At 37.6% G+C, this 21,744-nt stretch carries 21 protein-coding genes and 2 tRNA genes; 17 read left to right on the top strand and 6 right to left on the bottom strand.

Annotated features, from left to right (window positions below; genetic code table 11):
- Positions 1-7 precede the first annotated feature (7 nt).
- The 5 genes from QM873_RS09415 to rlmH form a co-directional block, all read right to left on the bottom strand.
- A complete protein-coding gene (locus tag QM873_RS09415) occupies positions 8-760 on the bottom strand; it encodes a response regulator transcription factor (RefSeq protein WP_154854253.1) in 753 nt (250 codons plus the stop codon).
- A complete protein-coding gene (locus tag QM873_RS09410) occupies positions 761-2,080 on the bottom strand; it encodes a sensor histidine kinase (protein WP_065426890.1) in 1,320 nt (439 codons plus the stop codon).
- A complete protein-coding gene (locus QM873_RS09405; RefSeq protein ID WP_082160962.1) occupies positions 2,080-2,223 on the bottom strand; it encodes a bacteriocin in 144 nt (47 codons plus the stop codon). Before QM873_RS09405 ends, QM873_RS09410 begins: the two co-directional genes overlap by 1 nt.
- A 245-nt stretch (positions 2,224-2,468) precedes the next feature.
- Positions 2,469-2,542 (bottom strand) — tRNA-Arg (locus tag QM873_RS09400).
- Between the two features lie 44 nt (positions 2,543-2,586).
- Positions 2,587-3,066: a 23S rRNA (pseudouridine(1915)-N(3))-methyltransferase RlmH gene (rlmH, locus tag QM873_RS09395; RefSeq protein ID WP_195214270.1), complete on the bottom strand. Its 480-nt coding sequence runs from the start codon at positions 3,064-3,066 to the stop codon at positions 2,587-2,589.
- Between the two features lie 201 nt (positions 3,067-3,267).
- On the opposite strand from rlmH, the gene QM873_RS09390 reads away from it, so the two are divergent.
- The 5 genes from QM873_RS09390 (at position 3,268) to QM873_RS09370 (ending at position 8,445) form a co-directional block, all read left to right on the top strand.
- The gene (locus QM873_RS09390) at positions 3,268-4,446 is read left to right on the top strand and encodes a S1C family serine protease (protein WP_129822610.1); all 1,179 of its coding nucleotides are present in this window, start codon (positions 3,268-3,270) and stop codon (positions 4,444-4,446) included.
- Between the two features lie 65 nt (positions 4,447-4,511).
- On the top strand, positions 4,512-5,273 hold the full coding sequence (locus tag QM873_RS09385) for a ParB/RepB/Spo0J family partition protein (RefSeq protein ID WP_129822611.1): 762 nt from the start codon (positions 4,512-4,514) through the stop codon (positions 5,271-5,273).
- A gap of 249 nt (positions 5,274-5,522) precedes the next feature.
- Positions 5,523-6,893: a chromosomal replication initiator protein DnaA gene (dnaA, locus tag QM873_RS09380; RefSeq protein WP_195348409.1), complete on the top strand. Its 1,371-nt coding sequence runs from the start codon at positions 5,523-5,525 to the stop codon at positions 6,891-6,893.
- Between the two features lie 160 nt (positions 6,894-7,053).
- Positions 7,054-8,190, top strand: a complete 1,137-nt coding sequence (gene dnaN / locus QM873_RS09375) for a DNA polymerase III subunit beta (RefSeq protein ID WP_006595327.1) — start codon at positions 7,054-7,056, stop codon at positions 8,188-8,190.
- Between the two features lie 63 nt (positions 8,191-8,253).
- Positions 8,254-8,445 (top strand): DUF951 domain-containing protein, encoded by a 192-nt coding sequence (locus QM873_RS09370; protein ID WP_129822612.1) that lies wholly within the window; start codon positions 8,254-8,256, stop codon positions 8,443-8,445.
- Between the two features lie 184 nt (positions 8,446-8,629).
- Here QM873_RS09370 and QM873_RS09365 read toward each other — a convergent pair whose 3' ends face one another.
- Entirely contained in the window at positions 8,630-9,124 is a 495-nt protein-coding gene (locus QM873_RS09365; RefSeq protein ID WP_195348427.1) for a DUF1307 domain-containing protein, read from the bottom strand.
- A gap of 158 nt (positions 9,125-9,282) precedes the next feature.
- On the opposite strand from QM873_RS09365, the gene ychF reads away from it, so the two are divergent.
- The 12 genes from ychF to QM873_RS09305 all read left to right on the top strand — a co-directional run bounded on the left by ychF (position 9,283) and on the right by QM873_RS09305 (position 21,555).
- Positions 9,283-10,398 carry a redox-regulated ATPase YchF gene (gene ychF, locus QM873_RS09360; protein WP_048715116.1) on the top strand — a complete coding sequence of 372 codons (1,116 nt, stop codon included), beginning with the start codon at positions 9,283-9,285 and terminating at the stop codon, positions 10,396-10,398.
- A 70-nt stretch (positions 10,399-10,468) separates the two neighbouring features.
- A complete protein-coding gene (gene pth, locus QM873_RS09355; RefSeq protein WP_129822614.1) occupies positions 10,469-11,038 on the top strand; it encodes an aminoacyl-tRNA hydrolase in 570 nt (189 codons plus the stop codon).
- Positions 11,031-14,543: a transcription-repair coupling factor gene (gene mfd, locus QM873_RS09350; protein WP_414279203.1), complete on the top strand. Its 3,513-nt coding sequence runs from the start codon at positions 11,031-11,033 to the stop codon at positions 14,541-14,543. The genes pth and mfd overlap by 8 nt, the downstream gene beginning before the upstream one ends.
- 63 nt (positions 14,544-14,606) lie before the next feature.
- Positions 14,607-14,873 (top strand): RNA-binding S4 domain-containing protein, encoded by a 267-nt coding sequence (locus QM873_RS09345; protein ID WP_023024830.1) that lies wholly within the window; start codon positions 14,607-14,609, stop codon positions 14,871-14,873.
- Positions 14,866-15,234: a septum formation initiator family protein gene (locus QM873_RS09340; RefSeq protein WP_023024832.1), complete on the top strand. Its 369-nt coding sequence runs from the start codon at positions 14,866-14,868 to the stop codon at positions 15,232-15,234. The genes QM873_RS09345 and QM873_RS09340 overlap by 8 nt, the downstream gene beginning before the upstream one ends.
- Entirely contained in the window at positions 15,234-15,362 is a 129-nt protein-coding gene (locus QM873_RS09335; protein ID WP_260469288.1) for an SP_0009 family protein, read from the top strand. Before QM873_RS09340 ends, QM873_RS09335 begins: the two co-directional genes overlap by 1 nt.
- Positions 15,355-16,638 (top strand): serine hydrolase, encoded by a 1,284-nt coding sequence (locus QM873_RS09330; RefSeq protein WP_195610879.1) that lies wholly within the window; start codon positions 15,355-15,357, stop codon positions 16,636-16,638. The genes QM873_RS09335 and QM873_RS09330 overlap by 8 nt, the downstream gene beginning before the upstream one ends.
- Positions 16,638-17,912: a tRNA lysidine(34) synthetase TilS gene (tilS, locus tag QM873_RS09325; RefSeq protein ID WP_129822616.1), complete on the top strand. Its 1,275-nt coding sequence runs from the start codon at positions 16,638-16,640 to the stop codon at positions 17,910-17,912. Before QM873_RS09330 ends, tilS begins: the two co-directional genes overlap by 1 nt.
- Positions 17,913-17,917: 5 nt before the next feature.
- Positions 17,918-18,460: a hypoxanthine phosphoribosyltransferase gene (hpt, locus tag QM873_RS09320; protein ID WP_048690450.1), complete on the top strand. Its 543-nt coding sequence runs from the start codon at positions 17,918-17,920 to the stop codon at positions 18,458-18,460.
- A 10-nt stretch (positions 18,461-18,470) separates the two neighbouring features.
- Positions 18,471-20,444: an ATP-dependent zinc metalloprotease FtsH gene (gene ftsH / locus QM873_RS09315; protein ID WP_414279192.1), complete on the top strand. Its 1,974-nt coding sequence runs from the start codon at positions 18,471-18,473 to the stop codon at positions 20,442-20,444.
- Positions 20,445-20,829: 385 nt separating this feature from the next.
- A tRNA-Glu gene (locus QM873_RS09310) sits at positions 20,830-20,901 on the top strand.
- 171 nt (positions 20,902-21,072) lie between these two features.
- Positions 21,073-21,555, top strand: coding sequence for a sigma-70 family RNA polymerase sigma factor (locus tag QM873_RS09305; RefSeq protein WP_123159949.1), 483 nt, complete (start codon positions 21,073-21,075; stop codon positions 21,553-21,555).
- Positions 21,556-21,744: the final 189 nt, after the last annotated feature.

Genomic DNA, 21,744 nt, shown 5'->3' with positions numbered 1-21,744 from the left:
AAAATTGTCAAGCCTTTTTCTGTATTTTATTTAATAATTCTTCGACCCTTTTCACCTGTGTACGAGAAACAGGGCAAGTTGTCTCCTCTTCTAACATCAAGAGTCTCTTGCGACGATCAAAACTGACAATCATTCTTTGATTCACTAGATAAGACTGATTAGGACTGAAGAAATGATTGTCCACATCTTTTTCAAGTATATCCTTGATAGTCCCTAAAAATTCCTTTTGAAAATTCTTTCCAACAAGTCGCAATTTGTGGGAAACTCCAGTTGTTTCAATGTACAATATATCTCGATATGGCACTCGAATTTCCATATTTTTGAAACTATACTCAAAGAAATCAATGATATTTTTATTTTCAATCACATTCTTCTTCAAGTAGAGAATACATTCTCTAATTTTTTCCTTAAACAAGTTTTCATTCAAGGTTTTTTCAATAAATTCAAGAGCTGATACCTTGTAACGATAGGTAATAGTAGCAAATTCCGATTTCGTCGTGATAAAGGCAATGATCGCAAAAGGATTGACCTCACGAATCATTTGAGCTGCCTTGATACCAGCTTTTTCATCCCCTTTGATATCAATGTCAAGGAAGAAAAGCTGATGAAAATCACCATTGGTTAGATATTCCTTTAGTTCAGTTATTTTACTGGTGGAAACAATATTTAATCGTAGGCCTTCCTCCTCAGCGATAGCTTTCACATGTTTCTCTACTCGAACTTGTTGAGAAATTTCGTCCTCTAGCAATACAATATTCATCTATCTTCCTTTCTCTCCAATAACTAAGCTCTGCGTAAATCTTCCATTGATCAACTCTGTCTCTAGAAAAATAGCAGCATATTCTCCAATAAGCTCTTTTACAATCGCAAGGCCCATTCCTCTACGATCCCCCTTAGTTGAAAATCCCTTTTCATAGAGCTTATTCCAATTAATCGGTTCATCAGAAATAGAGTTCTTTATGATCAGATGCACTCCATTCGGCATATTAAAAATCGCTATTTGAACTTCTTTTTCTTGACTCATTTTAGCAGCTTCAATAGCATTATTGACTAAAATTCCGACAGTTCGTACAAGATCCAATAATCTCATGGGAACCTTTTCAATAATATCTTCTGTTTCAAAGGTTAGTTTGACACCCATTTCCTCCGCATAGATCCATCCCCTACTTAGGATACTTCTCAAAGCAGAATCTCGAATATTTCCTAGGTCAAATCCTGTATATTCTTCTTTTTGGAGTTGACCGTAGCATTCTTCAAGAACATCTCTTTGAATTCGTTTAATATCCTCAATATTTTCTTCCTCAATCGCTAAATTTAAGGAAGTGATAATATTGCCAAAATCATGACGAAAACCTTTTAATTCTAAATAGAGGCCTTGAATTTTATTCATATACTGCTCCATTTGGCGTTGTTCGAACCTCTTTTGCTTCAACTCCATTTTCTTTTCATAACGATCTCGAACCGTCTTCATTTGAACCATGGTTCCGATAAAGATCAAGAAACAAATCGTTGCTACCATGCTACCAAAACTATTGAAATGAGCAATATCACTTATCCAATGAGAAGCATTCAATACTAAGGTTAAAATAAGATAACTAACGATCAATTGCTGGACAAATTTCTTAAAAACCCGCTCTTTAAAATAGAGAAGATTCACTTCGAGAATCGTTAATACCTTCATAATTAAAATAAGTGAGATAATTCGAATAGTTAAAAAGTAATAATCAGAGTATTGGTTAATTATACTATCACCAAAAATAGAAGAAGTAATTACAGATAAAAATGTATCTGTACTTTCAACTGCTAGATAAATGATGAATGAGTAAAGAACCGCTATCTGACGTTGAAGATTACAAATAAAATAGTAATAAAGATAAAGAAATAGTGGCCATAGACATAACATTAGATAATCAATATGTAAATCAAAGTAATCTAAGACCACTGTGATGACAAATACAGCAACAACACCAGATCCTAAAATCAATTGTTTACTATATTTATTAAGTTTTTGATCAATTTTTAAAAAAGATAAAAAAATTGTAAAAATAGTTAAAATTGAGAATAGGGTATTTAGAAACATCAGTTTCCTCCTCTACCAAAAATAAGCCCAATAAGATCAGAAAAATTATTTTTTTTGCGTTTATCCCCTCCACAAATTTGCTGCAATTCTTTTTCTGTAAGAACCTTAAATGCTTTAGAAACTGTCGATGGATTGTTTTTCATAAAAAAATCTCCTTATAATTTATTTGATCATTAAATTATTAAATTTAATATACATAAATTTTAGTAAAAAATCAAAGACTTTTTTTACATTTTCGCTATTTGGTTCATTTTTACAGCTATTTGGAACAAAAAATCAAGTTTTTACAATTTTTTTATCCTATCTGTTTAGAAAAAACTCTAGTTTTTTTTAAAAAAAACAAGTAATAAAAAAACGTGATTTCTGTAAAAATCACGTTTTTTTATTTTGATCCCAGCAGGATTCGAACCTGCGACCGTTCGCTTAGAAGGCGAATGCTCTATCCAGCTGAGCTATGAGACCAGATGTCTTTTTATTCTATCAGAAAATAGGAGGAGCGTCAAGATTCATTTATGGTAAGGACTTCCCTGTTGAATCATAAATGCCCGGTAAATTTGTTCGATTAAAACAAGCTTCATCAATTGATGGGGAAGGGTTAACTTTCCAAAACTCATAAGTAAATTCGCTCGTTTTTTAACTGCTGGAGACAATCCTAGGCTCCCTCCAATCACGAAGGTAATTTCAGAATACCCTCGTACAGTGACCTCTTCTAGGGTTTGACTAAACTTCTCAGATGGAAATTGTTGCCCTTCAATCGCTAAGGCAATCACATACTCACGATCTCCAACTTTAGCTAGTATACGATTTCCTTCTTTTTCAAGGATTTGCTGGTTTTCTAAATCACTTGCTCGATCAGGAGTTTTTTCATCCGGCAATTCTATCATTTCTAGCTTCGTAAACCGCCCCAAGCGTTTCGTATACTCGGCGATTCCATCTTTTAAATACTTTTCTTTTAATTTTCCAACTGTTACAATTTTAATTTTCATATTCATATTCTAACACAAATGAACTTATACACAAGTCTTCAACAAATAAGACAGAATCTATCTTTCAAAAAATGGCTCTATTCTCACGTTTTTCACACTTATACACAGTTTTCCACAACTTGTGGAAAAAATTTCCATTTTAAGTTATAATTAAGAAACTAGGTCTATACTTTTCCATAATTGGAACAATAGGAGAAAACTATGAAACAACCATCAAATTTTCTAAAAAAAATTTTGCAACTTTTACTTGTTCTTGTCATTGGGTTTACTGGAGGAATCTTAGGGACCTTGACCTCTTTCCAGTTTACCAAGGGGAATTCTACAAATCCTAGCCAAGAAATAAAATCTACCAAAGTTAATCATGCTTATAAGAATACAACATCAACTAGTGAAGCTGTTGATAAGGTTAAAAATGCTGTTGTTTCTGTTATTACCTATGCTGAAACCTCTGAAAAAGGCTTCATCAATGGAGAAACAGATTCTGATCCAGAAGTAGCTAGTGAAGGTTCAGGTGTTATCTATAAAAAAGACGGTAAAGACGCTTATTTAGTAACAAATGCCCACGTATTAATGGGAGCAACAAAAGCCGATATTCTCTTTGCAGATGGAAATAAAGTTTCTGGAGAAGTTGTTGGTTCTGATACTTTCTCAGATATTGCGGTTGTTAAAATCAGTTCAGATAATGTTACGACCGTGGCTGAATTTGGGGATTCATCTAAGTTGACTGTTGGAGAGACCGCAATCGCTATTGGTAGTCCTTTAGGAACAAAATTTGCCAATTCCGTTACCCAAGGGATTGTCTCTAGTCTCGGACGTACTGTGAAGCTCAAATCAGAAGACGGCCAAAATGTATCTACAAAAGCGTTGCAAACGGACGCTGCAATCAACCCAGGGAATTCTGGTGGTCCCCTTATCAATATTCAGGGACAAGTCATCGGAATTACCTCAAGTAAAATCTCTTCAAATGGCCAAACTGCGGTTGAAGGAATGGGATTTGCAATTCCTGTAAATGATGTACAAAATATTATTGAACATTTAGAAAAAGATGGTAAAGTCATTCGTCCAGCTCTTGGAATTACCATGATGGACCTGGCTAACCTATCCTCTTCTGATCTTAGCCAATTAGACATTCCAAGCAAACTCAAAGGTGGGGTTCTTGTCCGCTCAGTTGAAAATGATATGCCGGCATCCAAATATTTGCGTCGATTAGATATCATTACAAAAATCGATGACACAAACATTGAATCAACTGCAGATTTACAATCTGCCCTCTATTCTCATCAAATTGGTGATAAAATTAAAATCATTTTCTATAGAGATGGTAAGCAAAAAACAGCTACCATTGAGCTGACAAAATCTACAGAAAATCTTGGAAATTAAGTAAATTTACAACAGTGTCAACACACCTTTACGAAATTGTAAAGGTGTGTTATGCTATATACATCATGGAAAAAATTGATATTATTGACGTAAAGCAAATACGAACCAATCCTTTTCAACCTCGTCAAACCTTTGTACAAGAAAAATTAGAAGAACTCGCAGCTTCAATCAAAGAAAATGGATTAATCCAGCCCATTATTGTTCGAAAATCTCCGATTGTTGGTTATGAACTACTTGCTGGAGAAAGACGCTACCGAGCAGCTCAAATGGCTGGTTTCAAAGAAATCCCTGCGATTATAAGAGAATTATCAGATGATGACATGATCAAACAAGCCATTATCGAAAATTTACAAAGGGAAGATTTGAATCCAATTGAAGAGGCCGAATCCTACCAACATCTTATTGATAAAGGGGCTACCCATGAAGAAATTGCACAATTTATGGGAAAATCTCGTCCTTACATCAGCAACATGGTCCGTTTGCTTCATCTCTCACCAGCTGTCAAAGAAGCCATCAAAAATGATCAAATTTCACAAGGACATGCCCGCATTTTAGTTCCTTTAAAAGAAGATCAACAAATCTATTGGTTGGAACGAACTCTGAAAGAAGGGCTAAGCGTTCGTAGTTTGGAAGAAAAGGTTGGTCAAAAAAAGAAAAGGCCAAGTAAAAAAGAGAAAGAACTCTTTTTAGCACAGGAAGAAAACAGATTAAAAAAGATGCTGGGAACCGAAGTAGAAATCCGTCTGACAAAACAAGAAAAAGGTAGTATTCATATTTCATTTAACAACCTTGATGAATACCAGCGAATTATTAACAGTCTCAAATGAGGCTGTTATTTTTTATAGAACAATTAACAGAATTATCCACTTCTTCAAAAATCCTCCTTACTTGATATTCCTACTTTCTTCTCTCTTTTCCCCAACTTGTGGAAAACTTCTACACACATTGGGGATAACTATTCACATATTGTGGAAAAAACTCTTTTTTATTCCCTCAGAACAAGTTGTGGAAAACTCCCTCCTTTTATGATAAAATAAGAAAAACATAGCAAGTAAAAATGAATAGGAGGGCGATAAGTGTCAAGAGAAGAAACATTCTGGAATCGTGTGATTGAATTAAGTAAAAAGACATTTAAAAAAGAAATCTTTGACTATTTTGTCCTTACTTCAAGACTCATCAAAGTCGATCAACAAGAAGCCGTTATTTATTTAGATGCGGAAGTGAAAAAATTATTCTGGGAAGAGAATATGACAAAGGTGATTTTGACTGCTGGATTTGAAATTTATGCAGTAGAATTAACCATTTCCTATCAATTCAATCTTGAAGAAGAGGAAGAAGAAAAAGAGTTTATTCCCCTTTCAGAAATGAATAGAGACTATGCAGTGAGCCATGCTCCGATAGTAGATTTGCCTCCTATCCAAACAGGATTAAGAAAGAAATACACCTTTGATAATTTTGTAAGTGGAGATGGAAATCAATGGGCTTTGGCTGCCGCTTTAGCAGTTTCTGAAAACCTTGCTACCACTTATAATCCTTTATTTATCTATGGAGGACCCGGTTTAGGTAAAACGCATTTGCTCAACGCGATTGGGAATCAGATTATGGAAAACTACCCAAATGCTCGAGTAAAATACATCCCAGCAGAATCCTTTATCAATGAATTTTTAGAGCGTCTTCGCCTCAATGATATGGATACCTTTAAAAAAACCTATCGAAACTTGGATCTGCTCTTAATTGATGATATTCAATCTCTTGGAGGGAAAAAGGTTACAACTCAAGAAGAGTTCTTTAATACCTTTAATGCTCTTTATGGGGATAACAAGCAGATTGTCCTAACCAGCGATCGTAGTCCTGATCATTTAGATAGCTTAGAAGAACGTCTAGTCACGCGCTTTAAGTGGGGCTTGACTCAAAATATTACACCACCAGATTTTGAAACTCGAATTGCTATTTTGAGAAATAAAATCGAAGACCTAGACTTTACTTTCCCAGATGATACTCTTGAATACCTAGCAGGTCAATTTGATTCGAACGTCCGAGACTTAGAAGGTGCTTTGAATGATATTTCTCTCGTGGCAAGAGTTAAAAAAATCAAAGATATTACAATTGATGTCGCAGCCGAAGCCATTCGAGCTCGTAAGAATGAATCTTTACAAATCACTGTAATTCCTATTGAAAAGATTCAAGCTGAGGTTGGAAAATTTTACAATGTCAGTGTCAATGAAATGAAAGGCACTCGACGGGTTCAAAATATTGTCCTAGCTCGACAAGTAGCGATGTACCTCGCCCGCGAAATGACTGATAATAGTCTTCCCCGTATTGGTCGTGAATTTGGAGGAAAAGACCACACAACGGTCATGCATGCTTATGAGAAAATCAAAGGGATGATCGAAATTGATGACAATCTCAGACTCGAGATTCAAACCATCAAGAAAAAATTAAAGTAATCTCATGTGGATAATCATAGAAAAACTTGCTTCTTTTTCCACATGTTGTAAACAAGGAACTTTTCAATTCCTGTCTGGCTTTAGAAGACTTTTCCACATGTTCCACACACTCTACTATTACTATTAACTTACTAATACTAAAATAATAAAAGGAGATCTCATGATCAATTTTTCTATTAACAAGGCCTATTTCCTACAAGCTTTAAATACGACAAAAAGAGCCATTAGTTCAAAAAATGCAATTCCTATCTTATCCACTATTAAGATTGATGTAACTTCTGAAGGAATTACTCTCATTGGATCAAATGGACAAATTTCAATTGAATACTTTATTTCTGTTAAAGATGAAAATGCAGGCCTTCTAGTAACAACCCCAGGCGCTATTCTCTTAGAAGCAACTTTCTTTATCAATGTTGTCTCGAGTCTACCAGATGTCGTTTTAGATGTGAAAGAAATCGAACAAAAACAAATTGTATTAGTTAGTGGGAAATCAGAAATTACCCTTAAAGGGAAAGATGCAGAACAATATCCTCGCATTCAAGAAATTTCAGCTAGCAACCCTCTAACGCTCCCAATTCAAACCTTGAAGAAAATCATTTCTGAGACAGCTTTTGCAGCAAGTACCCAAGAAAGTCGTCCGATTTTGACAGGAGTCCATTTTGTTCTTTCTGATCACAAGGAATTAAAAACGGTGGCAACAGATTCTCATCGCATGAGTCAAAAAAATATTACTCTTGAAAAAAATGGGGATAACTTTGATGTGGTGATTCCAAGTCGTTCTTTACGCGAGTTAACGTCTGTCTTTTCAGATGAAATTGAACAGGTTGAAGTCTTCTTTGCCAATAACCAGATTTTATTTAGAAGTGACAATATCAGTTTCTATACACGCTTACTAGAAGGAAACTATCCAGATACGGATCGCTTGATTCCAACAGAGTTTAGTTCTGAAGTAACCTTTAAAGTTGCTCATCTTCGCCAAGCAATGGAACGGGCCCGCCTTTTGTCTAACGCTACTCAAAATGGTACTGTTAAATTAGAAATCGCTAGTGGAGTTGTTTCTGCTCACGTAAATTCTCCTGAGGTAGGGCGTGTGAATGAAGAAATTGATACAGAAGCAGTTTCGGGAGATGATTTGAACATCAGCTTTAATCCAACTTATTTGATTGACGCTTTGAAAGCTATTGAAAGTGAAAAAGTCGTCATTCGCTTCATCTCTGCAGTTCGTCCCTTTACATTGGTACCAGCAGAGGAATCTGAACGCTTCATTCAATTAATTACACCAGTTCGGACCAATTAAGGGCCAAAAGCTAGCATCAAAAAGGCTAGCTTTTCGTCTTCTATGTTGATGAAAGGAAAATCCATGTATCAGGTCGGTGATTTTGTAGAAATGAAAAAACCCCATGCTTGTATCATCAAAGCAACAGGGAAAAAAGCCAATCGTTGGGAAATTAGGCGAGTAGGGGCAGATATCAAAATTCGTTGTAGCAATTGTGATCATATGGTCATGATGAGCCGTCATGATTTCGATCAAAAATTAAAAAAAGTATTGTAAAAGAGGCTGGGACAAAAGTCCTAGCCTCTCAATTATTTTTGGATTGTTGAGCAAGACGCAGTGGTTGAGTGGGCTCTACTACGCTGATTTCATCAGCTTTTACAGCCCTACTCAACTGTGCGGAGGTGGGACGACGAAATCGAATTCTAACGAATTACCGATTTCTGTCCCACTCTCTTTTGTATTATTTTAATTCTTCAAATTTTCCATCTTTTACTTCTTTGAAGCCATTAGATTTAAAGGTTTTAAGTGTTGTCTTGTAGCCAATGTAATCAACATTTTGATTTTCTTGTGCAGCAATTAACTGATTTTCTTGTAATTCTTTTAAATCTGCCTTGGTATAATCAATCTTTGTTTTTTCAACGACATAGTCATCCTTATATTCTGCAGAGTGTGAGAATCCTTTGATATCTTTGAATTTTTTATCGTATTCATCAATAACTTTTTTTAATTGTTCTTTTGGCAATCCTGTACCTTCGTAGTAGATAACACTTGTAGAATCTGTACTTAGAATTTTATCACCCTGATATTCAACAATGACACGAATGTCTGTTTTCTTATCTTGGTCAATTAATTGAAGGTAACCTTTTTTTGTACTTTGTCCACAAGCTCCCAGAAGAAAGAGAGTAAAGATAGCTAAAAGAGGCAGAAGGATCGATTTAATTGATAGTTTTTTCATGACGAAAACTCCTTTATTATTATTGGTTTGATTATACCATATTCTTATGAAATTGGACAGGTGACTGTTAGTTTTAAGGGAGAGCATTTTTTCATCATCTTGTGCTTTGAATTATGTTATAATAAAAGGGATTGAAATGTGAACGGAGAAGAAGAAAAATGGCTTTAACAGCAGGTATCGTTGGTTTGCCAAACGTTGGTAAATCAACCCTATTTAACGCAATTACAAAAGCAGGAGCAGAGGCTGCAAACTATCCCTTTGCGACCATTGATCCAAACGTTGGAATGGTAGAAGTTCCAGATGAACGTCTCCAAAAATTAACGGAAATGATCACTCCTAAGAAGACAGTGCCGACAACCTTTGAATTCACAGATATTGCAGGGATTGTAAAAGGTGCGTCAAAAGGAGAAGGTCTCGGTAATAAATTCTTGGCCAACATCCGTGAAGTGGATGCTATTGTCCATGTGGTACGTGCTTTTGATGATGAAAATGTCATGCGGGAGCAAGGCCGTGAAGATGCCTTTGTCGATCCACTAGCAGATATTGATACCATTAACCTAGAGTTGATTTTGGCTGACCTAGAATCTGTCAACAAACGCTATGCGCGTGTGGAAAAGATGGCCCGTACGCAAAAGGACAAGGATTCCGTTGCAGAATTTAATGTCCTCCAAAAGATTAAGCCAGTGCTTGAAGACGGGAAGTCAGCTCGTACCATCGAATTCACAGACGAAGAACAAAAAGTTGTCAAAGGTCTCTTCCTCTTGACCACTAAACCAGTTCTGTATGTAGCGAATGTGGATGAGGATGTGGTTGGAGACCCAGATTCGATTGATTATGTGAAACAAATTCGTGAATTCGCAGAAACAGAAAATGCAGAAGTAGTAGTGATTTCTGCGCGTGCGGAGGAAGAAATTTCTGAGTTAGACGATGAAGATAAAAAAGAGTTTCTTGAAGCCATTGGTTTGACAGAATCAGGTGTGGATAAGTTGACGCGTGCAGCTTACCATTTACTTGGACTTGGAACTTACTTCACAGCTGGTGAAAAAGAAGTTCGCGCTTGGACTTTTAAACGTGGTATGAAAGCTCCACAAGCAGCTGGAATCATCCACTCTGACTTTGAAAAAGGATTTATTCGTGCTGTAACCATGTCTTATGATGATTTGGTCAAATATGGATCTGAAAAGGCTGTAAAAGAAGCAGGACGCTTGCGAGAAGAAGGAAAAGACTATGTCGTTCAAGATGGCGACATCATGGAATTCCGCTTCAATGTATAAAGAAAACAAGTAAATAACCAAAAGGTTGGAAAAAAATTCCAACCCTTTTGGCTTTTGAAAGGGAAAGTAAATGACAAAATTAATCGTCGGATTGGGAAATCCGGGAGATAAATATGTGGAAACCAAACACAATGTAGGCTTTATGTTAGTGGATCAGCTGGCAAAATCTCTCAACCTCACCTTCTCACATGATAAGATTTTTCAAGCAGATGTGACCTCCACCTTTATAGATGGAGAAAAGGTCTTTTTGGTCAAGCCAACCACTTTTATGAATGAGAGTGGCAAGGCCGTGCACGCGCTTTTGACCTATTATGGCCTAGAGGTGGAAGATTTGGTCGTTATTTATGATGACCTGGATATGGAAGTCGGCAAGATTCGCCTTCGGGTTAAAGGATCAGCTGGAGGCCACAACGGAATCAAGTCGATCATCAACCATATTGGAACTCAGACCTTTAATCGCATCAAGATTGGAATCGGGAGACCCAAGCATGGCATGTCAGTAGTCCACCATGTCTTAGGAAAATTCGATCAGGATGATTATGCCACCATCCTCCTTGCTATCGACAAATCAGAGGAAGCTCTTCGCTTTTATTTAAAAGAAGGGCAGTTTGAGAAAACAATGCAACAATACAATGGATAAATATAAGACACTGGTTGATCTATTTCAACAAAATAAAAATATTAGAAAATGGCAACAAGACCAGCAAAAAAGAAGTCGCTCTCTTCTACTAGGACTGTCTTCGTCTACAAAAGCCATTACCATGGCGACAGTTGTCGAAGACGGACACAAGGTCTTGGTCTTGACCTCTTCCCAAAATGAAGCAGAACGGCTCGCCAGTGATTTATTGGGATTATTAGGCGAAGAAAAGGTCTATCTTTTCCTCGGAGATGACAATCCTTTGGCAGAGTTTGTCTTTGCTTCCCAGGAACGGGTCTTTTCTCGTCTGGAAGCTCTGGATTTTCTTTTAGCTCCAGAAAAAGAAGGGATCGTCATTGCCAATGTAAGTGGTAGTCGTTTGCTCTTACCTAATCCAAAGACTGTCAGCTCTATGATTCAGTCTTTCTCTGTTGGAGAAGAAAAAAATCTGACAGAGTTGAAAGATACCCTCCTGGCCATGGGCTATCAAAAGGTTTCACAGGTAAGCCAACAGGGAGAGTTTAGTCTTCGAGGGGATATTTTAGATCTTTTTGAAGCCAGTCAAGATTTCCCTTATCGCCTGGAATTTTTTGGAGATGAGATTGATGGCATTCGGACTTTTTCTCCAGAGACTCAACGTTCACTAGAAAATCTAGATGCGGTAACAGTTCATCCAGTTAGCGATATGTTACTAACTAAAGATGATTTTTTAAGAGGACAGAAGAATCTAGAAAATATGATTCAAAAAAGTCCTCATCCAGAGCTCAAATCCTATTTGACTGAGATTCTCACAGAAGCGCATCACCAGCGTCTCCATGCAGATAGTCGAAAATTTCTCTCTCTTTTTTATCAGCAAACCTACACTCTCTTTGATTACCTCCCCAAACATGCTCCTCTTTTTTTGGATGATTACCATAAAATCATGGATCAGGAGGCGCGGTTTGATGTAGACGTTGCTAACCTTTTGACAGAGGACCTACAAAAGAGTCGCTCTTTCGCTGAAGCCCAGTATTTTGCGGACAATAGCGCACTCTTACGCACTTATAAACCAGCTTCTTATTTTTCAAATTTTCAAAAAGGCTTGGGAAATCTGCGATTTGATGCCCTCTATTCTTTTAACCAATACCCCATGCAGGAATTCTTCAGTCAGTTCTCTCTTTTAAAAGATGAAATTGACCGTTTCCGTAAACAAGATTACACAGTCATTCTTCAGGTGACGAGTAAACAAGGACTCCACCAGTTACAAGAGCACTTGAGAGACTATGGGATTGACCTGGATTATCTTGCGCCCGATCAGCTTCATCCAGGACAGAGCCAGTTGATCATCGGTGGTTTGGCGCGTGGATTCCATTTTGTAGATGAGAAGATTGTCCTTATTACAGAGACAGAAATCTTTCAGAAAAAGGTTAAAAGAAAGATCCGTCGGCAAACCATTTCCAACGCTGAGCGGTTGAAAAACTACAATGAGTTGGAAAAGGGAGACTACGTCGTTCACCAGGTTCATGGAATTGGTCAGTATTTAGGACTAGAAACCATTGAAATTTCTGGCGTTCACCGAGACTATGTCTCCATCCAGTATCAAAATGGAGACCGGATTTCCATTCCTGTGGATCAAATCCAGATGCTGTCCAAGTATGTTGCGAGTGATGGCAAGCCTCCTAAAATCAACAAACTGAATGATGGTCGCTTCCAAAAGGCCAAACAAAAGGTCCGTCAAGAAGTAGAGGATATTGCAGATGATCTGATTCAACTCTATGCAGAGCGAAGTCAATTACAAGGCTTTGCTTTTACTCCAGACGATGAGAATCAAGAAGCTTTTGATCAGGCTTTTCCATATGTTGAAACAGATGATCAGATTCGCTCTATCCAAGAAATCAAGAAGGATATGGAATCTTCAAGCCCTATGGATCGCCTCTTGGTCGGAGACGTGGGATTTGGGAAGACAGAAGTTGCTATGCGAGCGGCCTTTAAAGCTGTCAAAGACCATAAACAAGTGGCTGTCTTAGTTCCGACAACGGTCCTAGCTCAACAGCATTATGCCAATTTCAAAGAACGCTTCGAAGCCTTTCCAGTAGAAGTTGATGTCTTGAGTCGTTTCCGTAGTCGTGCTGAGCAAAAAGAAACCTTGGAAAAACTAAAAAAAGGCCAGGTCGATATCCTGATTGGTACCCACCGCCTTTTATCTAAGGATGTGGAATTTGCGGATCTCGGTCTTATCGTGATTGATGAGGAGCAACGGTTCGGTGTCAAACACAAGGAAACCCTCAAGGAGTTAAAGAAAAAAGTCGATGTTTTAACCTTAACGGCAACGCCCATTCCTCGTACCCTTCATATGTCTATGTTGGGGATTCGGGATTTGTCCGTTATTGAAACTCCGCCGACCAATCGTTATCCTGTTCAAACCTATGTCTTAGAAACCAATCCAACCATTATCCGAGATGCTATTCGTCGGGAGATGGATCGGGGAGGTCAGGTTTACTATCTCTACAACAAGGTAGATACCATTGAGCAAAAAGTTTCAGAGTTACAAGAATTGGTACCGGAAGCCTCTATTGGGTTTGTCCATGGACAGATGAGTGAGGTACGGTTGGAAAACACCTTGATGGATTTCATTGAAGGTGAGTATGATATTTTAGTTACGACCACCATTATTGAAACAGGTGTGGATATCCCCAATGCCAATACCCTCTTTATTGAAAATGCCGACCATATGGGCTTGTCTACCCTTTACCAATTGCGAGGACGGGTTGGACGAAGCAATCGCATTGCCTATGCTTATTTGATGTACCGGCCGGACAAAACCTTGACAGAAGTTTCTGAAAAGCGTCTTGAAGCCATTAAAGGATTCACTGAATTGGGGTCTGGTTTTAAGATTGCTATGCGAGATTTGTCTATTCGTGGTGCCGGGAATATTTTAGGGGCTTCTCAATCTGGTTTTATCGATTCCGTCGGATTTGAAATGTATTCACAGTTACTCGAAGCTGCTATTGAGAAGAAACAAGGAAAAGAGAAAAAACGCCAAAAAGGAAATGCGGAGCTCAATCTCCAAATTGATGCCTACATTCCAAGTGATTATATCTTCGATGAACGTCAAAAAATTGAAATTTACAAACGTATTCGAGAAATTCAAATTCAAGAAGATTATGAACTGCTGCAAGATGAATTGATTGATCGTTTCGGAGAATATCCTGATGTGGTAGCCTATCTCCTAGAAATAGGGTTTATCAAATCTTATCTAGACCAGGTCTTTGTTAAAGTGGTTGATCGAAAAGACAATCAACTAACGGTGAAATTTGAGCCAATTACCAAGCAACTTTTCTTGACTCAAGATTATTTTGCTGCCTTATCAGCAACTAATTTAAAAGCTCGTATTGCAGAAAGCCAAGGATTGATTGAATTAATCTTTGATGTGCGAAATAAAAAAGACTTCGAAATTTTAGAAGGCTTGCGACAATTTGGGGAAAAATTACTGGCCATCAAGCAGGAAAAAATGGAAAAACAAGACTAGAAAGAAAGATTTTACTAGGCTCTTTCTAAAAAAATGGTACAATAATACATTAGAGGTGATACGATGAGATTAGATAAATATTTAAAAGTTTCCCGCATTATCAAAAGACGCCCTGTAGCTAAAGAAGTAGCCGATAAGGGGCGCATCAAAGTCAATGGGGTCCTAGCGAAAAGTTCAACCGACTTGAAGGTAAATGACGAAGTCGAAGTTCGCTTTGGAAATAAGCTATTGACAGTAAAAGTGTTGGAAATGTTAGATAGTACTAAAAAAGAAGATGCGTCTAAAATGTATGAAATCATTCGTGAAACAAGGATAGAAGAAGATGCCTAAAAATATTGTACAAATGAATAATCGGTATATTCAAGACGAACATCAGCGTCAGAAATACCAGAATGAGGAGCGAAAAAAACAGAACCGTTTTATGGGTTGGGTTCTCATTTTAATTATTTTATTGTTTATTCTCCCAACTTATAATCTGGCTCAGAGTTACCAGACGCTTCAAAAACGCAAACAACAATACGTTCAATTGCAAGAACAATATCAGCAAACCCTTGAGGAAAAAGAATATCAAAAGGATATCGTAGAGAAGTTGAAGGATGACGAATACGCTGCAAAATATGCACGCGCAAAATATTCCTTCTCTAAAGATGGCGAATATATTTATACGATACCTAATTTATTACCGAAATAATGGAAAATATTGTAAAAACCGTTCAACAATTTCTAGAATATTCTGATACAAAATTAGAAGAGTTAGCTAAAAAAAATCAAGCCTTAAAATTGCAAGAAGAAACTCAGGAAAGGAGCAAGGATGAATAAGTTAGTTTATTGGATGATTTTTCCTACTTTCTTAGTCACCCAACCCTTATCTGATTCATCCCAAGTCCAAGTTCCACTGACTGCTGATTCTTCATACACTAGTCAAATAGGGACTCAGGATCATTTCTTTGTCTCCATCCCATCCAATCCGAATGTTTATCAGCCAATCGTGACCTATTCGGATCCAGAATTGCGTCAAAAAGCTGGGGAAATCAAACCTGATACTCCCTTTACTGTTGATCAATTGTTTGTGAATGACCAAGGGAAATCAGTTTTTAAATTATCGAATAAACAGTATGTAGTAGCTGATCAAGATCAAATTTACGAAGATTCGATTTTGGAATTAACAGAAGAAAAAAAGACCATGTGGCTGACATCCTCTTTTACAGTTTATGATCAACCCTTGGTAAATGGCGCAAAAAGCAAAAAAACAAGTCTGACTCCCTATAGTAAGGTTGAAATCACCAAGACTGCCAAAACTTTAAAAGGGACCTATCTAGAAATTTCTGGCCAGGGGTGGATTGCAAAAGATGAACTTTCTGCTACAGATAATCGGATGGAGAAAGTCCAAGAGATTCTCAATCAGAAGTACAACAAAGACGGAATTGCAGTTTACGTGAAGCAGGTGGATACTGGAAAGACTGCTGGGATACATGAAGATCAGGAAATGTATTCTGCTAGTATAGCCAAGCTCTTGTATTTGTACTATACTCAAAAAGAGATAAACGAAAACCATGTAGATTTGCAGACTCCTTTAAAATATACAAAAGAAGTCAATGATTATCCAGGAGCTTATGAACCGGAAGGCAGTGGAAGTATTTCAAAAACACCGGATGATAAGGAATATACCGTCGCTGATTTGATTAATCGGGTGGCAAAAGAATCTGATAATGTTGCGCAAAACATTTTAGGCTATTATGTAACGCATCAATCAGACAAAGAATTTCAAAAGGTGACCAATAAGATTGCAGGAAAAACGTGGAATGTAGAAACTAGAATGGCATCTCCAAAAATGGCAGGAAATGTCATGGAAGCTATCTACCAACAAAATGGTGGAATCATTGATGCTCTGTCAGAGACTCGCTTTGATGATCAACGAATTTCAAAAGATATCCCAGTCAAGGTCGCTCACAAGATTGGAGATGCCTATGATTTCCGTCATGATGTCGCCATTGTTTATACAGAATCACCATTTATTTTAGCTATTTTTACGGATCACTCTGATTACGAGACTATCTCAGCAATTGCCAAAGATATTTATGAGGTCTTACAGTAATGAAAGATAAATTTCTTCAGTTCTGTCTAAAGGAGGGGCTTTTTGAATCTCATCAAAAAGTCCTTTTGGCTTTATCAGGAGGGGTGGACTCCATGACCTTACTGGATTGGCTCTACCATTATCGGCACCAATTAGGAATCGACCTCGTACTTGCTCATGTCAATCATCACCAACGCATTGAAGCTGACCAAGAAGAAAGAGGAATTCGAGCAATAGCTGAAGCAAAACATCTACCGCTGAAGGTTGCCCATTTCTCTGGTCCTTTTTCTGAAAGCCAAGCTAGACAATTCCGCTATGATTTCTTTGAAAAAGTTATGAAAGAAGAAGCTTGTAGCGCTCTCGTCACCGCTCATCATATGGATGATCAGGCAGAAACGATTTTAATGCGTCTGATTCGTGGGAGTCGTCCACGGCATTTAAAAGGTATTCCTTTAAAACAACCATTTGGACAGGGTGTGTTGATCCGTCCCCTCTTATATTTCAAAAAAAAGGATTTTCCAGAAATTTTTCATTATGAGGATAAGAGCAACCGCTCCTTGGACTATTTCCGTAATCGTATCCGCCATCGTTATCTCCCACTGTTAGAAAAAGAAAATCCTCAAGTGACGAGTGCTTTGGTCAACTTAGGAGAGGATCTCAGTCATTGGCACCAGGCTTTAAAAGAGTTGACCAAAGATTTGAATCCACAAGATGTGACACAGTTTCAAAAGCAATCACCAGCTGTTCAGATTTATTTGCTGGAAGAGTATCTAGCTAGTTTTCCAGACTTGCAATTGAGTCGGGCACAATTTGAACAATTACATAGAATAGTAGTGACCAAGTCCAATACGCAACAAGTTCTAAAGAATGGTTATGAACTTTACAAAGACTATCACTATTTTGAAATTCGGAAAATCAGTCGTAGGACGGATGACCGAATGTCAGAAGTTTTGTTACAATTTGGAACCATAAAGACAGTAGGTGCTTATCGCTTTTTATTTGGAGTGGAACCAAGCGATTCATATATGGAGGCAATCCCACTTCCAAACAACCACCCAGTTTTTATTCGCCCCCGTAAAAGGGGAGATCGTATTCTGATGAACGGTCACCATAGAAAAATTAGCAGATTGTTGATTAACCAAAAAATCCCTTTAAATCAACGAAACAATCTGGTGGTTTTAGAACAAGATAAACAAATACTGGCTATTCCTGAAATTGCGATCAGTGATTTGAGTAAGGAATTAAAAAATGGTATAATGAAGCATACAATTTATATCCAGAAAATAGATAGGTAAAAAAGATGTTAGAACAAGATATCAAAAAGATACTCATTTCCCACGATGAAATCGTGACTGCAGCACGTGAACTTGGTCAAAAACTGACAGAAGATTACCAAGGGAAAAATCCGATTTTAGTAGGGATTTTAAAAGGGTCAGTCCCATTTATGGCGGAATTGATCAAACATATTGATACGCATATTGAGTTGGATTTTATGCTAGTGTCTAGCTATCATGGTGGAACATCAAGCTCAGGCGTGATTAATATCATCAAAGATATGGACCAAGACATTAAGGGTCGAGATATTCTCTTTGTTGAAGATATCATTGATACTGGTAAAACTCTTAAGAGTTTGAAAGAATTGTTTGAAGGACGTCAACCAGCATCTGTTAAAATTGCTACCTTGTTGGATAAACCTGAAGGACGCTTGGTTGAGATTGAAGCAGATTACACTTGCTTTACCATCCCAAACGAGTTTGTTGTGGGCTATGGTTTAGACTACGATGAAAACTATCGAAACCTTCCTTATATCGGAGTATTAAAAGAAGAAGTGTATTCAAAATAGAGGAAACTAGATGAAAAATAACAAAAACAATGGTTTTGTTCGAAATCCTTTTCTGTATCTATTGATTATTGTAGCTGCTGTTACAGGTTTTCAGTATTTCTTTGCTGGAAATAGTATCGGACAAAGTCAGCAAATCAATTATACAGAATTGGTAAAAGAGCTTAAATCAGACAACGTCAAGGAAATTAGCTATCAGCCAAACGGTAGTGTCATTGAAATTTCCGGTACCTATAACAAAGCAAAAACCAGCAAGGATGATACAGGGGTTCAATTTTTCACTCCAAGTCCAAGTAAGGTGACTCGCTTCACAAGTGTAATTTTACCGTCTGATTTGACTGTTCAAGAATTACAAAACTTAGCATCCGAACATAAGGCTGATATCACCATTAAACGGGAAAGCTCAAGTGGAATGTGGATTACCATTCTGACTTCAATCGTTCCCTTTGTGATTGTCATGTTCTTCTTCTTCTCCATGATGAACCAAGGCGGTGGCGGTGGCGCCCGCGGAGCTATGAACTTCGGACGTAACAAAGCGCGTGCTACCAATAAGGAAGATATCAAGGTTCGTTTTTCAGATGTTGCCGGGGCTGAAGAAGAAAAACAAGAACTCGTTGAAGTGGTTGAATTCTTAAAAGATCCAAAACGCTTTACAAAATTGGGTGCCCGTATTCCAGCAGGAGTCCTTCTTGAAGGCCCTCCAGGGACTGGTAAGACCCTTCTAGCAAAAGCAGTAGCAGGTGAAGCTGGAGTACCTTTCTTTAGTATTTCAGGTTCTGACTTTGTTGAAATGTTTGTCGGTGTCGGTGCAAGCCGGGTTCGTTCTCTATTTGAAGATGCTAAAAAAGCAGCACCAGCCATTATCTTTATCGATGAGATTGATGCTGTGGGACGTCAACGGGGCGTTGGCCTTGGCGGAGGAAATGATGAACGTGAACAAACCCTCAACCAGCTCTTGATTGAGATGGATGGTTTTGAAGGAAACGAAGGCATCATCGTGATTGCAGCCACTAACCGTTCCGATGTTCTAGATCCAGCCCTTCTTCGTCCAGGTCGTTTTGACCGGAAGGTTTTAGTCGGTCGTCCGGATGTAAAAGGACGAGAGGCTATCTTGCGTGTCCATGCTAAAAATAAACCATTGGCCAAAGATGTTGACTTGAAACTGGTTGCCCAACAAACACCAGGATTTGTTGGAGCAGATCTTGAAAACGTCTTAAACGAAGCAGCTCTAGTAGCGGCTCGTCGCAATAAGAAGGTCATTGATGCATCTGATATTGATGAAGCAGAAGATCGTGTGATTGCTGGTCCTTCTAAGAAAGACCGAACAGTTTCTCAAAAGGAACGCGAATTGGTTGCTTACCATGAGGCAGGGCATACCATTGTCGGATTAGTCTTATCTAATGCTCGTGTTGTCCACAAGGTAACCATCGTCCCACGTGGTCGTGCTGGTGGTTATATGATTGCTCTTCCTAAAGAAGATCAAATGCTTCTTTCTAAAGAAGATATGAAAGAGCAATTGGCTGGATTGATGGGAGGACGTGTTGCGGAGGAAATCATCTTCAATGTTCAAACCACAGGAGCTTCCAATGACTTTGAACAAGCGACCCAAATGGCGCGTGCTATGGTAACGGAATATGGAATGAGTGAAAAGCTTGGTCCAGTTCAATACGAAGGCAACCATGCCATGTTTGGAGCTCAAACGACTCAAAAATTCATTTCAGAGCAAACAGCTTATGAAATCGATGAAGAAGTAAGAAGTCTCCTAACTGAAGCTCGCAATAAAGCAGCCGAAATCATCCAAAATAATCGTGAGACTCATAAATTAATCGCAGAAGCCTTGTTGAAATACGAAACCTTGGACAGTGTTCAAATTAAGTCCTTGTATGAAACAGGTAAAATGCCAGAAGATACTGATTTAGAATTAGAAAAAGAATCTAAACCATTATCTTATGAAGAAATTAAATCTAAAATGGAAGAAAATAAGTAATAAACTTTATAGTCTTCTAAAGTATTTAGAAGGAACCGAAAATTTCGGCCCCTCAGATTGAAGATAAAGTCTTCTAAAAACTTTCCTTAGGTGAGATCGGACGTCAGCGAACTTCTAAGAAGTTCCATGACTAATTATTGAGCCTAAGGTCTCAATAATTCCGAGTGCCTGAAACTATTACGTTTCAGGCACTTTTCTCACGGCGGAAAAGTTTCTAATCTTCCTAAATGACTAAAAATAAAAGTAATTTTTTGAAAAGCATCTTGCTTTTTTATGTAAAAAAATAGTTTGTCTACATTCAAGGGAGCCGAAATTTCGGCTCTTTTTTTCAAAAAAGTGTTGACAGATGAAAATGAACTGATATAATAGATTACGTTGTAAAAATGGTCCGTTGGTCAAGGGGTTAAGACACCGCCTTTTCACGGCGGTAACACGGGTTCGAATCCCGTACGGACTATCGCAAAAAGTTGTTACATTAGTAGCAACTTTTTTTGTATGCTAAAAACACTATTCTGCCATTATTATCAAAAAAATAACCGATTAGAGTTAGAAAAGATTCCAAATAGAAAATAAGAACAAATAAATCCTACCCTCCTTTAAAATAAAGACAAGTTAGAAAGGAGGTCCAATGAACTTTAAAAAATCATATGAAAAAGTCAAATGGATAGTATGGAAATGTGAAAAGGAATTTTATATTCATCTTTGGGATCATGCAGATTGGGAACAAGAAGGTAGACTGGTACTATATGAGCTACAAATAAGTAATCCTGAAGTAGAAGAAAATGAAGAAATCCTATTAACCTACTTCAAAACAAAGTTTCGCAATCACATAAAGGATAAAGTTAGAAAACAAGAGAGTGATAAAAGGAAGTTAAATAAGGTACCCTATACAGAGATTGGAGAGATTAGTCATCGACTCCGATCAAAAGAACTCTTTCTGGATGAACTAGTCTTATTAAGAGGAGCCTTAAAGGAGTTCCGAAAAAATCTAACTGATCAAGAAAAAGAAGATTACGACAAATTACTGATGAACCAACGTTTCTCAGGAAAAGCAAAGATGCGTAGAAGGCTACAAGAATATTTGAAGGATTTCAAGGATCATCATTTATGAAAAAGGATGTAAGAAAGCATCCTTTTTCATAAAAATAAAAATTTTAAAAAATAGAAAAAAATTATTGACAAGGAGAAGAGGTCGTGATATACTAATATAGTTGTCGCGCGAGAGCGACAAAGACCTTTGAAAACTGAACAAGACGAACCAATGTGCAGGGCGCTATAACGGAAGTTATAGTAACTGAAC

Source organism: Streptococcus australis (assembly GCF_047463015.1).
GTDB lineage: Bacteria > Bacillota > Bacilli > Lactobacillales > Streptococcaceae > Streptococcus > Streptococcus australis_F.
This window is presented reverse-complemented; position numbering and strand designations above follow the sequence as displayed.